The following is a 14,342-nucleotide window of genomic DNA, read 5'->3' on the forward strand; positions in this document are numbered from 1 at the left end:
TTCCCCTGAACCCGGCGATCCACTGGTAGCGCTCCGTCATTGGGAGCGGCTGCGCCGGCTGGAGCGCGAGCAGCGAGGTGAGTGATGGAGCGCGTGGCCTTCCTCATCGAGCCCGAAGGACTCCGGCTGGGCGCGCTGCTCAACCCGGAGACGCTCGTGTTGCGCCGGACGGCGGGTGTTCGGCCCCGGCGCGCGCTGGGTGTGCCGCTCACCGGCTCGGGGCTCATGGACGACCCGCTCCTCTTCACCGGCGGCGGCACCACCGAGCTCAACCTGGAGCTCCTCTTCGACGTGACGCTGGCGGGCTCCTCGGTGACGTCCGAGGACGTGAGGGACCTGACGCGGCCCCTGTGGCAGCTCGCGGAGAACGCGCATGCCGAGGACGGTTACGGCCGGCCCTCGTTGCTGCGTGTCGTCTGGGGCAAGGTGCTGAACATGCCGTGCGTGGTGGCCGCGGTGGCCGAGCGCCTGGAGCACTTCACTCCCACCGGTGCACCCCGGCGCTCCTGGCTCTCGCTGCGCCTGCTGCGGGTGGAAGAGGAGGTGGCCCGGCAGGTGGAGGCTCCGCGCGTCCCCCCGGGCGGCGTCGGCGCCGAGAACGAGCACCTGGCCGGGCAGGTGGCCGCGAGCCTCCCGCCCGAGGCCTTCGACACCCAATCCGTCCTCAGCGGAGGACCGGATCCGGGCTCGGGCCAGCGCCTGGATGAGATCGCCTGGGAGCGCTACAGGGACCCGTCGCTGTGGAGGCTCATCGCCTCGCTCAACGGCATCAACGATCCGATGCACCTGAACACGGGCACGGTGCTGCGCCTGCCACCGGCCTCGGCCATCCGGGGGACGACATGAGGTCCGTCCGGGGACTGCCCGAGCTCCGCGTGGAGGTGGACGGGACGCCCCTGGCGCCCGAGGAGCTGCGTGCCCTGGAGTCGGTGCGCGTCCAACAGCACCTGTCCCTGCCCGCGCTGTGCGAGCTCACCTTCACGGACCCTCGAGGCGCCCTGGCCACGCGGGGCCTGCCTCCGGGAACCGCGCTGCGCGTCTCGGTGGCGGCCCGGCGCGAGCCGCTCTTCGTGGGCGAGGTGACGGCGGTGGAGTACGTGCACGGTGCCTCGGGCACGAGGCAGGTGCGCGTCCGGGGCTATGATCTGCTCCACCGCCTGCGCAAGCGGCAGCCGGTGCGGGTGCACGCGCAGGTGACGCCGAGAGACCTGGCGCGCGAGCTGGTATCGGACCTCGGCCTGTCCGTCGAGGCCTCCGAACCCGGGCCGCTCTCGCACCACCTCATCCAGCACGGACAGTCGGACCTCGAGTTCCTCGTGGAGCAGACGGAGCGCTGCGGCCTGTGGCTGGTGCTGGAGGAGGGCGTGCTGCGTGTGCTGTCCCTGGACGGACATGGAGACCCCATTCCCCTGGTGATGGGCGAGTCGCTGCTGGAGGCGAGCGTGGAGGTGAATGGGGACGCGGCGTGCCGTTCGGTGTCCTCGGCGGGGTGGAACGCCCTGCAGGGCCAGGTCTACACGGCGAGCCCCTCGGGAGGCCGCCTGGGCCGGCGGGTGGAGGCCTCCGTTCCCCCGGAGCGCGTGGGCGGCAGTGGCGAGCGGGCGCTCGTCAACGAGAACGCGGAGGACACCGCGCACGCGGAGGCCCTGGCCCTGGCGGAGCTGGACCACCGGCTGGCGCGCGAGGTGGTGCTCACCGGTGTGGCGGAGGGAGACCCCCGGTTGCGCCCCGGCACGCGCGTGGACGTGCGCGGCGTGGTGCCGGTGGTGGCGGGCCAGTACGTCCTCACCGCCGTCACGCACACCCTGGATGCACAACACGGCTTCCTCTCCGAGCTGTCCTCCGCGCCACCGCCCCGGCGGACCCGGCCGCGCGCCTCCTCGGTGGTGCCGGGCGTGGTGAGCCGGGTGGACGACCCCGACAACAAGGGCCGCGTGCGCGTCTCGCTGCCCACCTGCGGTGACGTGGAGACGGATTGGATGCAGGTGCTCTGCGCGGGCGCTGGCGCGGGCAAGGGCCTGGTGATGCTGCCGGACGTGGGCGACACCGTCTTGCTCGTCCTCTCGGGCGAGGACCCGGCACGCGGCGTGGTGGTGGGCGGCCTCTACGGAGCGAACGGACCCCCGGACACCGGTGTCTCCGGCGCGGCCGTGCGCCGCTTCAACCTGCTCACCCCGGGGGGGCTCAAGCTGCGCCTCAACGACGAGACGCAGACACTCCGGGTCGAGGACCCGCTCGGCAGCTACCTGCAGCTGTCTCCCCATGTCGTCCGCCTGCATGCCGAGACGGCGCTCGAGATAGAGGCCCCCGGCAAATCCGTCACGATCGAAGCCGCCACCATCGATTTCCGGAGGAGGGACTGAATGCGTTGGGTGACCGTGGACGCACTGATGCAGTGCGCGCACCTGGGCAGGATCGGCCTCACCGCGTCACAGTCGTGGGTGACCATCGAGGGCCGCCCGGTGCTCGTGCAGGCGGACCCCGAGGGCCGGCCCATCACGGGCTGCCCCAACATCGGGCCCACCATCAAGCCGTGCACCACCACGCTCGCGGTGCGGGCGGGCTACTCCTCGTGGATCCGCGTGGACGGCAAACCCGTGGTGCTCGACATCGTCACCGGCCTCACGGATGGCACGCCGCCGGGCGTGGTGAAGTACCACTGCACCGCTCCCGGCCAGCCCTTCGTGTCGGAGGACCGATGAACGTTCCCCGCTACCGCGCGTGGCGCTTCCTCCACCCGGACCTGGACCTCGTCGGTGTCGGGCCCGGAGGCCTGCACCTGTCTCCCTCGGGGGGGATCGCCATGGTGCAGGAGGAGGCCTCGGTGCGTCAGGCCATCCTCCTGCTGCTGTCCACCGTGCCCGGTGAGCGTGTCATGCGCCCGGACTACGGCTGCGAGCTGCACCGGCTCGTCTTCGCTCCCAACGACGACACCACCGCCGGCCTCGCCATCCACTACGTGCGCCGCGCCCTGGTGCGCTGGGAGCCTCGAATCGATCTGCTCGACGTGGACGCCAACCGGAGCGCCGAGGAGCCCTTCCGGCTCGACATCTCGCTCGAGTACCGCGTGCGCACCACGCAGCGGACGGAGCGGCTGCGCTTCGGCCTCGACCTCGCGGGAGGGCCCGCCTGATGCCGTTGCCTTCGCCCAACCTGGATGACCGCAGCTTCCAGCAACTCCTCGAGGAGGCGCGCAACCGCATCGCGCGGACGAGCCCCGAGTGGACCGACCTGAGCCCGCATGACCCGGGCATGGTGCTGCTGGAGGTCTTCGCCCACCTGACGGAGACGATGCTCTACCGGCTCAACCGGCTGCCGGAGAAGGCGTACGTCGAGTTCCTCCGCCTGCTCGGCGTGCGCCTGCAACCTCCGAGCGCCGCCACGGTGCGGTTGCGCTTCAGCCTCGCGCGTCCCGCCACCAGCGTGGTGGAGATTGCGCGGGGCACGGGCGTCACCACCTCGCGGGCCGAGGCCGACGCCGAGCCCGTCATCTTCCTCACCGCCGAGCCCGTGCGCATTCCGGTGGGTGGCACGGAGGTGGAAGTGCTCGCCCACCATGGCGAGCAGGTGGAGGCGGAGCTGGCGGGCGTGGGCACGGGAATGCCGGGCCTGTCCGTGACGGCGCGCCGCCCGCCCATCGTGGCGCCCACGGGGGATGGCCGGGACTTGATGGTGGGCGTGGAGGCCCTGCCGGACGAGCTGGACGGCCGTGTGCCGGCGCGCAAGCTGGGGGACAAGACGTTCCGCATCTGGCGCGAGGTGGAGAGCTTCGCCAACCTGCCGCCGGACGAGCCCGCCTACGTGGTGGACCGGATGACGGGCACCCTCACCTTCGCGCCCGCGGCCCGGATGACGGGAGAGGACGGTGCGCTGTCCCCCGAGCCCCGGGCCCTGGCGGCCGTGCCGAAGGCGGGGCGGGCCATCATGCTGTGGTACCTGCGCGGCGGGGGGCTCACCGGCAACGTGGCCGCGGGAGCGCTGGACACCGTCAAGACGGCGCTGCCCGGGGTGAAGGTGACCAACCCCTCGCCGGCCGTGGGAGGCCGCGCGGCGGAGACGCTGGAGAACGCGCTCGTCCGGGGACCGCAGGAGCTGCACTCGCTGGGGCGCGCCATCACCGCCCAGGACTACGAGCGGCTCGCGCTGCGCAGCTCGGGAGCGGTGGCCCGTGCCAAGGCCTTCACCCAGGCCCAGCTCTGGGCGCACGCGCTGCCGGGCGCGGTGGAGGTGTTGCTGGTGCCCTACCTGCCGCCCAACGTGCAGGGGCCCTCGGGCGAGGGCGTCACCCAGGAGTCCCTGCGCCAGCACGAGACGGAGGAGGCCCGCGCCCGCATCGAGACGGCGCTGAACGAGCGGAGGCCCCTGGGCACCACGTGCCAGGTGGGCTGGGCGCGCTACAAGACGGTGCGCGTCCGGGCGCGCGTGGTGGTGCACCGGGCGGAGGACCCGGCCGCGCTGAAGCGTCGCTCGCTGGAGCGGCTGCACCAGGCCCTCAACCCGATGCCCACGAAGCTGCAACCGGGAGGCTGGCGCTTCGGCCAGTCGCTGCGCGTCTCACACGTCTACGACACCCTGCTCGCCGAGCCCGGGGTCAGCTACGTGGACCAGGTGCGCCTGCTGGTGGACGAGGTGCCGAAGGACGTGCGCACGCTCTGCGAGGACACCTTCCAGCCGCGCACCTACTACGCGGGGGGAGACGATGCGCTCTTCCGGACCGTGTCCGACGCGGATGGCTGGGAGCCCGTGGGCCGCTTCCCCGGAGAGCAGGTGGAGGTGGTGGAGGCCCACCCGCAGCGCGCCGGACTGGTGGCCGTGGCCGCGCGGCTGGCGGACGAGCCCCAGCGCTCCCGGCTCCACCTCTCGCTGGACAGCGGCGAGACGTGGCGGCCCACCACGCACACGCTGGACCATGTGGAGGACCTGGCGTGGATGATGCGCGACGGGGTGCCCGTGCTGCTGATGGCCACGCGCGTGGGCCTCTTCGAGCTGGCGGTGCAGGCGGGCGCCACCCCCTTGCAGGTGCTGGTGGACCCCTCGGATCATGACCTGGGCTTCCTCTCCGTGGCCGCCTCCACGGACGCGCGCGGCGGGGTGAGCGTCGCGGTGTCGGGGATGAGCCTGCGTGGCGTGTACCTCTCCAGCAGCGGTGGGCGCGGCAACAGCTTCCGGCACATCGGCCTGCGCGGCCAGGACGTGCGCGTGCTGGAGGTGCAGCGGGACGGTCCGCGCTCCTTCCTCTGGGCGGGGCTGGCCGCGGCCAGTGGCGCGGACCCGGGCAAGGGGTGCTCGAGCTGGGAGTTGCTCGGCTCGGCGGACCCGCCGGACGGGTGGCGCCCCCTGGACAAGAGCTGGGATGGAGGAAGCTGCCTCGCGCTCGCCTTCGATGGGGCCCGGGCCTATGCGGCCACGCACCGGGCGGGCGTGCTGTGGATGGACGCGAGCCGGCGCGAGGCCTCGTGGAGCCGCCCCGGAGTGGACAGCGGGCTGCCCCTGCGCGAGCGCGAGCGACTCTTCCAACCCGTGTTCGCCCTGGCGGCGGCGCCCGGAGGCGGGCTGCTGCTCGCGGGCGGCCCGGCCGGTGTCCATCGCCAGCGCGAGCCCGGGGGCCAGTACGGCAACTGCTCGACGCAGGAGTTCACGGAGAAGGTGACGCTGCCTCCTTCCTGGCTCCTGGTGTCGGGCCCGCATGAGCTCGAGGTGGTGACGGTCGATGAAGCGGAATGAAATCACCCGGCTGCTGCCCGGCGTCTTCCAGCGGACCCTGCACGAGGACGGCCCGCTGGTGGCGTTGATGGACGTGATGGAGGCGCTGCACGCGCCCTCCGAGGCGATGCTGGCCGAGCTGCCCTCGCTCTTCCACCCGCTGCGCGCGCCGGAGCGCTTCGTGCCCTTCCTGGCGCACTGGGTGGACCTGGGCGTGCCCGTCACCACGGGCCTGGGGCGGATGCGCGAGCTGGTGGCCGCGGCGGTGGAATTGTCTCGCTGGCGGGGCACGGCGCGGGGGCTGCTGCTCTTCCTGCGGACGGCCACGGGCCGCGAGGACTTCGTCATCGAGGAGCAGGTGCCGGGCCCCCACGGGCGTCCCCGGCCCTTCCACCTGCGCGTGAGCGCCCCGGCGGAGCTGGCCGCGCACCGGCCCATGGTGGAGGCCATCATCGAGCGGGAGAAGCCCGCCTATGTCACCTACGAGCTGCACTTCGGGCAGCCCACACCAGGAGCGAGCTGATGCCGCGCGCCTTCGACGTCACCGCCACCACGAGCAGCGTGCAGCTGGACGCCGCGGGCCACGGCGAGGTGTCCTTCACCATCTCCAACAAGCTGGGCATGGGCGTGGCCGTCCGCGCCACGGTGGCGCCGGAGGGCAACACCCGGGCCGAGTGGATGAAATTCCCAGACGGGATGGAGCGGACCCTGCCGCCGGATGGGACGGCGGTCATCCCGGTGAGGTTCTCCGCTCCCGCGGGCACGCCGCCGGGCTCCTACGGCTTCGCCCTGATGGTGGCGAGCATCTCCAATCCGGACGAGCACTATGCCCGGGGACCCGCGGTGGCCTTCACCGTGCGGGAAGCGGCGGGGCCCGTGAAGAAACCCTTTCCCTGGTGGCTGGTGGCGCTCGCCGCCGGGGTGCTGCTCATCGTGGGCGTGGTGGTGGCCATCCTCGCCGGGCGTGGGGGGGGGGAAGCGCCCGGGCTGGGCGCGGCCTGCGCGCAGGAGGCGCCGCGGTGCGGGCCGAAGCTCTCCTGCGGCGAGGGCAACGTCTGCGTGGGGGAGCAGGGCTTCCTGGGGTGCGAGCGGAGCGAGCAGTGCGCCACCCTCCGCTGCGAGAAGGGCACCTGCGAGGAGCAGCTCACCCTGGGCGACACCTGCGAGGGCAACGACGACTGCCGCTTGCCGCTGACGTGCCACCAGGGCTTCTGCCTCATCCCCATCGGGGAGAAGTGCACGCACCCCTCCCAGTGTGTCTCGGGCAACTGCTCGGGCCAGCAGTGCCGTCCGGAGGTCTCCGCCTGCCCCATCCGCTGCCCGCTGGGACTGCTCTGCATCGACGGCAGGTGCCAGCGCCCGCGCATCCAGGTGGATCCGCGCCTCCTGCGCGAGCTGACCCCGCAGCGGGTGACACCCGCTCCTTGAACCCCAACTCCCACCCACCTCCCTCCCAGGAGCGAGCCGATGCCACGTGCCTTCGATGTGACCGCGAGCACCGCCGCCGTTCAACTCTCCCCGGGGCGCGACGGGGAGGTGAGCTTCACCGTCTCCAACGCCCTGCACCTGCCCCTGCGGGTGAGGGCCTCCGTGGAGCCGTCCGGAACCGCGCGCTCCGAGTGGATGCGGCTGCGCGAGGAGGAGTCCAGGGAGCTGGCGCCGGATGGCACGGCCGTCTTCACCGTGAAGGTGGCGGTGCCGCCGGGAGCGCCCGAGGGCGAGTACGCCTTCAAGCTGCTGGTGGTGGACGTGGCCAACCCGGACGAGCACTACGCGCGAAGCCCCTCGGTGGCCTTCACCGTGGCGGTGGCTCCGGCGCCCGCGAAGAAGCCCTTCCCCTGGATGTGGGTGGCGCTCGCCGCCGGGGTGCTCCTCCTCGCGGGCGGCGTGGTGGCCTTCCTCCTCTCGCGGGGAGATGGAGATGGCACGGGCGGAAGTGGCGTGTTGCCAGGCCTCTCCCAGCCGTGCGCGGAGGGGGAGCCGCGGTGCGCCGGGGGCCTGGTGTGCACCGGGGAGTCGCTCTGCCTGGGAGATACCGGCTTCGCCTGCGGGGAGGACGCGTCGTGCGCCAGCCAGCGGTGCGTGGAGGGGACGTGCCAGCCGCCGCTGGGGCTGGGCTCGGCGTGCGAGGCGGACCGGGACTGCCTCGAGCCCCTGCGCTGCCACGAGGGCCTGTGCCTGCAACCGGATGGGAGCCCCTGCACCAGCGCGGCCCAGTGCATCTCCAGCCGCTGCGAGGAGGGCACCTGTACCGCCACCGTCCCGCCGGGCGGCGGGTGCACGCGGGACGCGGACTGCGAGAGCCCCGGACGGTGCGAGCGGGGACGGTGCCAGCTTCCCGACGGGCAGTCGTGTACCGGGGACGCGCAGTGCCTCTCGGGCCGGTGTGTCGGGGGGAGCTGCCGGGCCCGTGTCTCCCCGGGGGGCCGCTGCGGGAGCAGCAGTGACTGCGAGCCCCCGGCGCGCTGCGAGAGCAACCGGTGCGTGTTGAGGGAGGGGGCCTCGTGCAGCAGGGGCACCGAGTGCGAGAGCGGCAACTGCCAGAGCGGCATCTGCCGGCCGGAGTGCTTTCCTCCCTGCGGTCCCGGGCGCACCTGCTCCCGCGGGCGGTGTGCCATCGTGCGCCGCCACTGTGACGACAACAGTGACTGCGAGTCCCCCATGCGCTGCAGTGATGGAACCTGCCGCCTGCCCGCGGGCCAGCCCTGTGCCCTGGACAGCCAGTGCCTCTCCGGAAGTTGCGTGCGCTCGAGGTGCCGCTAGACCATGTCCCAGCCCAAGCCCTCCACCGTCCTCCTCATCCTGGCCGTGGTGGCCTGCGTCGCGCTGTACGTGCTGGGCGTGGGCCTGGGCGCGCAGGTGCGCTCCCCTGGAGGCGGCAGCTCCGTCTCCCAGGAGGAGCGGGTGCGGTGGCGGGAGCGCTTCATCAAACCCCCCCGGGTGGCGGAGGAGGACCTGAGCGCCACGGACTGCACGCTCACCGGGGGCACCGTGCGGGTGGTGCGCGGGCGCGAGTGCCAGGTGGCCATCGCGCGCTCGGACGAGCGGGTGCGCACGGTGAACGTGGAGCCCCTGTCGGGGAGCCGGGTGGACGTGAGGCTCGTGCCGGTGGGAGGGGCCGCGGTGCCCGCCCGCCTCGAGGGCGTGGACGAGCGCCGGGAGCTCGACGTGCCGGAAGAGGGGGCCACGCTGACGCTGACGTGCACCGTGGCGGCGCGCAATACCTCCGAGTGCCCGGTGCGGCTGCGCTGAGGCTCAGAGCGCGGTGCGCTTGAATTTCCCAAGCCGCGCGACCGTTTACGCTTTCAGCCTGGAAGCGGGCGGCACCATCAACCGCAATAGCCCCCGCTCCTCGAGCGCCCTCTGCGTTCGCCAGGCAAGCGCCACGTGCTCCGGATTGTTGGGGGTCAGTCGCTCCGGGGTGAGTGTCACGAGCGTTCCCTTGTCACCCACGGGCTCGACACGCACCGGCGCGGGAAGGACAGGCACCTCGCCCCGGGCCCGCGAGAGGTACGTCATCCAGCCCACGAAGCAGCCCAGCTGGCTGCCGCCAGAGAGTTCCTTCCACAGCCCGTCTACCGTAGCGACTGCCCATTCTGGCTCCCAGGCCACCGCCATGGCACGCATGGCGGCGGCGACAACAGGCACCGTGACCAGGCGCTCGTGCCCCAGGGCCTCCCTCGGAAGTGAGAGCCAGAGGTAGTTCGGCGCAAACTCCGCCTTCGACCCACACCTGAGCATGACCGATCCGCCCCGGCCCTGTTCCAGATGCCCCGTCCAGGCGCCGAACGCAAACCCGTCATCCAGGATCTGGTACTTCTCTCGTCCGAAGCATCTACGGAAGGTCTCGCGAGTGGGCTCAAAGCCGAGCTGCAGCGCCTCCCGGGCGGAGTGGCCCTTCTCGTACCATTGGGTGAAGTCGGGATGGCTCCCAGACAGGAGGCGGAAGAATGCCTCCGCGCGCCGAGCGCATTCTTCGGCCGGCTCCGGCCGGTGTCCCCAATACGCTTTGATTCCGTACCGCTCACTCATGCGCGGCCATCCTCACTTCACCGGCGGGGTGTAAACGACTTCTATGGAGCCAAGGTTCGCCTCGTCGAAATGCTTGCGAAGCACGGCTACCATTCGAGGCTCGGCGACGTGCCAGCGGATGGTCCGCCCGGCCGCCATCTGATACTGACGTGCGGCTTGCTTGAGCATGTCGTCCAGGCCTCCGTAGAACTCCAGCGTAGGCTCGAGGTCCTTGTCGAACCAGTGAGCGTACCCGCGCGCCTTGCCTTCGAGTAGCACGCCCTCAGTCGGCTCAAAGCCGTCATACTCGACGCACTTCCCATTCCTGCACACCTTGTAGCACCAGCCGCTCGGGGCGCCCGTCACCTGGGCCTGGTAGGCCCGGGCCTGCTCCGACATGCTCGAGGTGTCCTCCACCCACTGCCCGGGTCCTCCAATCGGAGGCCACCCACCACCGCCTCCCGCGCCCGGTGCGCCCGTGCTGGCCATGTGCAGCACGTAGGTGGCGCTCAGCGCCGGCGCGGCCGCGGTGGCAACACTTCCAATGGGGACAGCCACCAGGCGCACCGCCAGGAGCCCTTCCCCCGAAAGCGATAGCAGCGGCACTGTGAGGCTCTCCAGCTTGCCGCCCCAGGCCGCCACCTTCGCCGTGCCCGCACCGGCCGTGCCCACTGTCAGCACCGCGCCCGTGGCCAGCCGCGACACGGTGCGCACCTTCTCGGCGTAGGGCTTGTGGCGGAACTCCTCCCACAGCTGCGGCGAGTTCTCGTAGAGCAGCCTCACCGCGCCCGGCAGTTGTGCGAGCCCCTCCAGCGTCTCGCCCGTGTAGAACGCGAGCCGATAGAGGCCTTCCACCATGTCCACCACCGCGAGCACCGCCCCCTCGGCTACCGCCAGCGCCGGGTTGTCGTCGGGCGCGTAGGGGCCCGCCGGACGAGCCCCCTTCGGCACCTCGAGTCCCTGGTCCACCAGAAACAGGCGCCCGCCCTCGATGGCGTAGAACGGCCCCACCTCGAAGCGTCCGGCCCGGAGCGTTCCGTCCTCGGCGAGCACCACCTGACCGGCCTTCTGGACAGCGCTCCCCGTTGTGGACCTCACCAGGTACCCGTCCGGCCGCAGCACCAGCAGCCGCGAGAAGCGCCGCATCCGTGCGTGGAGTTCGTCCCGCGTCACGGCCTCGCCGCCAGCGGCCACCTCCAGGAGCAGGTGCGCCGCCATCCTCCGGAGCCCGAAGTTGCCGAGCGTCAGCGGCGTGGACAGCAGATGGGGCAGCAACTCCATCGCCTGCCGAGGTGCGAGCGTGCGCCCGTCCTTCGGCAGCGCCGTGCTGGGAACGCCCGCCTGCGCGAGGAAGCCCTGGAAGTAGTCGAGCGTCATGGGCACCTCGAAGGGCCGTCCGTCGCCTACTCCATCGGGCCAACCAACGCCCTTCCCCTCCAGCTCCTCCTCGTCGGCCACGCTCACGCGCCGCGTTCGATGCCGGACCTCCCACGGCGCCCCGGCCTCGTCGGCAACCACCACCGCCACCTCCGCCTCGCGGCCCCCGACCTCCCCGGCGGCGCCCTCCAGGTCCTCGTCGGCGCCGCTGGCCTCCGCGGCCGACGCCGCCAAGGCGTGGCTCGCGACCTCCGATGGCCTGGGACTGGCCCGCTGCACCCGCCACCGCTGTCTCCCGTCCCCCAGGTTTCCGCCCATCGGGTAGCCCGTCGCACACGCCGTCTGCAGCCCGATGAGCACCAGCGCCATCAGGCGCCACGTCCTCCACGGCCAGCTCCGTGCGCTACACCCAGCCTCGAGCTGCGTACCGCCGCCCTCCCCCGCCCCAGGACTCCGGTGCTCCTTCAACATGGCGCTGGCCCTTCCCCCAGGAAACAACCCTGGAGAGTAGGATGCATGACACCCAGTCCTGAAGGGGGGACGGCCCTCACGCAGGCCCGGAGTCCCAGCTGCCCCTGCTGTGCGCACGGAGGGGGCCGCGGGCCTCGAGAGCGCCGGGGGCTGGATGTGCCGGAAGAGGGTGCCACGCTGTCGCTGACGTGCACCGTGGCGGCGCGCAACACCTCCGAGTGCCCGGTGCGGCTGCGCTGAGGCTCAGAGCGCGGTGCGCTTGAGCTTGAGCACGCGGAGGATGGAGACGAGCGCGCCGATGAAGAGCACCACGGCCCAGACGAGGCCGAGGAGGGCGACGATGATGGCGCCGATGGCATCGGTGATGCTCACGAGGACGAGGGGCACCCACCCATGCAGGAGGCTGACGAGGGCGCCGGCCAGCAGCGAGGTGAGCACGAGCAGCACCAGCCCCTTGTTCTGGAGGAAGCGCGGGTGGGCGAGCGCCAGACAGATGAGGGCGGCCACCTTGAAGCTCATGAGGAGGCCGAGCGTGGCGGAGGCGCCGCCGCGGTTGAAGAAACCCCAGATGGCCAGGTAGGCGATGGTGCCGAAGGGCACGGCGGTGAACAGGGACACCATGAGCAACAGCAGGCCGATGGCGCCCACGAGCATGGTGATGCCGGCGATGAGGGCCACGAGGGCGCCCACCAGGGACACCACGCCCTGCACCTGGCCGTGGACGCGCTCGGGGACGAGCAGGCTGGCGCCCATGAGCCCGAGGGTGAGCAGCACCAGCCCGTCGACGAGTGCCAGGTAGGGGATGCCCATGCCCGGGGTGGGCTCGTTGCGGCGCTGCATGTCGAGCACCTCGTCGACACTCACGTCGTCCTGGGCGCCCTCGCTGCGCAGGTTGGCCTCGATGTCCGCGCGGCTGGCGACGGGGCGGGGCAGCAGGATGGAGGCGCCCACCTCCACGAGGACACACAGGCCGAACAACACCAGTGCCGCGATGAACAGTGGCTTGCGCAGCTCCATGTGTGGACTCCCCCGGGCCCGCCCCCGCCGCCACGAGCCGCGTGGGAGGATAAGCATGGGAGGTGGGCCCGGCTGAAAGGGGCGCCGCGTCTGTCCAGGTGCGGACTGGCACCAGGGCATGAAAGCGCTCCATGCCCCGCTCGCTGGCTTGCCATGGCCGGGCCCCTGCACTAGTGCTCCCCTCATGGCCGACGTGCTTCCCGAGGCGTTCCTCCGTGCTGTTGCCGATGGTTTCCCCGCGGACTTCCTGACCCGCGAGCCTGGCGAGCTCCAGGAGTACGGGCGCGACTGGACGCGCGTTCATTCTCCCGCCCCCAGCGCGGTGGCCTTCCCGCGCACCACGGACGAGGTGGCGCGGCTGCTGGCCCTGTGCAACCAGTACCGGGTGCCGGTGGTGCCCTCGGGTGGGCGCACGGGCCTGGCGGCCGGAGCGGTGGCCGCGCGGGGCGAGCTGGTGCTGTCCCTCCAGCGGATGAACCGGATGGAGCCGGTGGAGCTGCTCGGCAACACGGTGCGCGTGCAGGCCGGAGCCGTCACCGAGGCCGTGCACCACCACTGCGCCGAGCACGGCCTCACGTGGCCGGTGGACTTCGCCTCCAAGGGTTCGAGCCAGGTGGGTGGCAACATCGCCACCAACGCGGGCGGGGTGAAGGTCATCCGCTACGGCCTCACGCGCCAGTGGGTGCTGGGCCTGCAGGTGGTGACGGCGCAGGGGCAGGTGTTGGAGCTCAACGGCGCGCTGGAGAAGAACAACACCGGCGCGGACCTGCGCCAGCTCTTCATCGGCAGCGAGGGCACGCTGGGCATCATCACCGAGGCCACGCTCAAGCTGACGCCGCTGCCGGGCAAGCAGGATGTGTTCCTCTTCGCCGTGCCGGACGTGGCCGCCGTGCTGCGGCTGTTCCGCGAGGCCCGCCGTGCTCCGTTGCTGCTGAGCGCCTACGAGTTCTTCACCGACAAGTGCCTGGCGCGGGTGCAGCGTCACCGCAAGCTGCGCTCGCCCTTCGAGGCCCCGAGCGGGTGCTACGTGCTGATGGAGGCCGAGGGCAAGGACGCCGCCGAGGTGGAGGGCTGGCTGGGCTCGCTCTTCGAGCGGGGGCTGGTGACGGACGGCACCATGGCACAGAGTCCCTCGCAGGCCATCGAGCTGTGGGCCCTGCGTGAGAGCATCAGCGAGAGCCTGTCGGCCACGGGGCTGCCGCACAAGAACGACGTGTCGCTGCCGGTGGCGAACCTGGAGGCCTTCTGCTCCGAGATGGACGCGGTCTTCGGCGAGCGCTACCCGGGCTGGGAGATCGCCCTGTTCGGCCACATCGGGGACGGCAACCTCCACATCAACATCATGAAGCCCGAGGGCATGGAGAAGGCCGAGTTCCTCGCGCACACGAAGAAGGCCGACCCCACGATGTTCGAGCTGGTGCGCAAGCACGGCGGCAGCATCTCGGCCGAGCACGGCATCGGCCTGCTGAAGAAGGACTACCTGGCCTTCTCGCGCTCGCCCGCCGAGCTCGAGATGCTGCGCACGCTCAAGCGCGCCTTGGATCCGAACAACATCCTCAACCCGGGGAAGATCCTCGACGTGTGAGGGGCCCTCTGGTTCTCCGAGTCGCCTGAGCCCGGTGAATCCCTTTCAGGGAAGTGACCGCATATCCCCTCTCCCCTCGGGAGAGGGTCGGGGTGAGGGTATCTGCACCTGTTCTTCAACCCAAGGAACCCAGTGTGGACAGGGGTTCAACCCGGGATTCGAGGCACCCTCACCCCGT

14 protein-coding genes are annotated in these 14,342 nt (G+C 71.7%); 11 read left to right on the forward strand and 3 right to left on the reverse strand.

Annotated elements, in window-relative coordinates; translation table 11 throughout:
* Positions 1 to 84 precede the first annotated feature (84 nt).
* From Q664_RS36650 to Q664_RS36690, 9 genes are read left to right on the forward strand one after another with little or no spacing between them, the layout of a single operon-like run.
* A complete protein-coding gene (locus Q664_RS36650) occupies positions 85 to 846 on the forward strand; it encodes a CIS tube protein (RefSeq protein WP_043406792.1) in 762 nt (253 codons plus the stop codon).
* Positions 843 to 2,363 carry a phage baseplate assembly protein V gene (locus Q664_RS36655; RefSeq protein ID WP_043406795.1) on the forward strand — a complete coding sequence of 507 codons (1,521 nt, stop codon included), beginning with the start codon at positions 843 to 845 and terminating at the stop codon, positions 2,361 to 2,363. The genes Q664_RS36650 and Q664_RS36655 overlap by 4 nt, the downstream gene beginning before the upstream one ends.
* Positions 2,364 to 2,702: a hypothetical protein gene (locus Q664_RS36660; protein WP_043406799.1), complete on the forward strand. Its 339-nt coding sequence runs from the start codon at positions 2,364 to 2,366 to the stop codon at positions 2,700 to 2,702.
* Positions 2,699 to 3,133, forward strand: a complete 435-nt coding sequence (locus Q664_RS36665; protein WP_043406801.1) for a GPW/gp25 family protein — start codon at positions 2,699 to 2,701, stop codon at positions 3,131 to 3,133. Before Q664_RS36660 ends, Q664_RS36665 begins: the two co-directional genes overlap by 4 nt.
* Positions 3,133 to 5,724: a putative baseplate assembly protein gene (locus tag Q664_RS36670; protein ID WP_043406803.1), complete on the forward strand. Its 2,592-nt coding sequence runs from the start codon at positions 3,133 to 3,135 to the stop codon at positions 5,722 to 5,724. The genes Q664_RS36665 and Q664_RS36670 overlap by 1 nt, the downstream gene beginning before the upstream one ends.
* A complete protein-coding gene (locus tag Q664_RS36675; protein WP_043406806.1) occupies positions 5,711 to 6,226 on the forward strand; it encodes a phage tail protein in 516 nt (171 codons plus the stop codon). Before Q664_RS36670 ends, Q664_RS36675 begins: the two co-directional genes overlap by 14 nt.
* On the forward strand, positions 6,226 to 7,131 hold the full coding sequence (locus Q664_RS36680) for a COG1470 family protein (RefSeq protein WP_043406809.1): 906 nt from the start codon (positions 6,226 to 6,228) through the stop codon (positions 7,129 to 7,131). The genes Q664_RS36675 and Q664_RS36680 overlap by 1 nt, the downstream gene beginning before the upstream one ends.
* Positions 7,132 to 7,170: 39 nt before the next feature.
* Positions 7,171 to 8,466 carry a COG1470 family protein gene (locus Q664_RS36685; RefSeq protein ID WP_043406812.1) on the forward strand — a complete coding sequence of 432 codons (1,296 nt, stop codon included), beginning with the start codon at positions 7,171 to 7,173 and terminating at the stop codon, positions 8,464 to 8,466.
* Positions 8,467 to 8,469: 3 nt separating this feature from the next.
* Positions 8,470 to 8,955: a hypothetical protein gene (locus tag Q664_RS36690; protein ID WP_043406815.1), complete on the forward strand. Its 486-nt coding sequence runs from the start codon at positions 8,470 to 8,472 to the stop codon at positions 8,953 to 8,955.
* Between the two features lie 45 nt (positions 8,956 to 9,000).
* Here Q664_RS36690 and Q664_RS36695 read toward each other — a convergent pair whose 3' ends face one another.
* Together Q664_RS36695 and Q664_RS53155 are read right to left on the reverse strand one after the other, a co-directional pair.
* The gene (locus Q664_RS36695; RefSeq protein ID WP_043406818.1) at positions 9,001 to 9,735 is read right to left on the reverse strand and encodes an Imm52 family immunity protein; all 735 of its coding nucleotides are present in this window, start codon (positions 9,733 to 9,735) and stop codon (positions 9,001 to 9,003) included.
* A gap of 12 nt (positions 9,736 to 9,747) precedes the next feature.
* Positions 9,748 to 11,460: a Tox-REase-5 domain-containing protein gene (locus Q664_RS53155; RefSeq protein WP_052519124.1), complete on the reverse strand. Its 1,713-nt coding sequence runs from the start codon at positions 11,458 to 11,460 to the stop codon at positions 9,748 to 9,750.
* Between the two features lie 147 nt (positions 11,461 to 11,607).
* On the opposite strand from Q664_RS53155, the gene Q664_RS58330 reads away from it, so the two are divergent.
* Positions 11,608 to 11,802 (forward strand): hypothetical protein, encoded by a 195-nt coding sequence (locus tag Q664_RS58330; protein WP_152622554.1) that lies wholly within the window; start codon positions 11,608 to 11,610, stop codon positions 11,800 to 11,802.
* Between the two features lie 3 nt (positions 11,803 to 11,805).
* On the opposite strand, the gene Q664_RS36705 is transcribed toward Q664_RS58330, so the two are convergent.
* Positions 11,806 to 12,579 (reverse strand): hypothetical protein, encoded by a 774-nt coding sequence (locus tag Q664_RS36705; RefSeq protein WP_043406821.1) that lies wholly within the window; start codon positions 12,577 to 12,579, stop codon positions 11,806 to 11,808.
* A 184-nt stretch (positions 12,580 to 12,763) separates the two neighbouring features.
* On the opposite strand from Q664_RS36705, the gene Q664_RS36710 reads away from it, so the two are divergent.
* Positions 12,764 to 14,164, forward strand: a complete 1,401-nt coding sequence (locus tag Q664_RS36710) for an FAD-binding oxidoreductase (protein ID WP_043406823.1) — start codon at positions 12,764 to 12,766, stop codon at positions 14,162 to 14,164.
* Positions 14,165 to 14,342 lie beyond the last annotated feature (178 nt).

Origin of the sequence: Archangium violaceum Cb vi76 (assembly GCF_000733295.1) — a bacterium.
Taxonomy (GTDB): Bacteria; Myxococcota; Myxococcia; order Myxococcales; family Myxococcaceae; genus Archangium; species Archangium violaceum.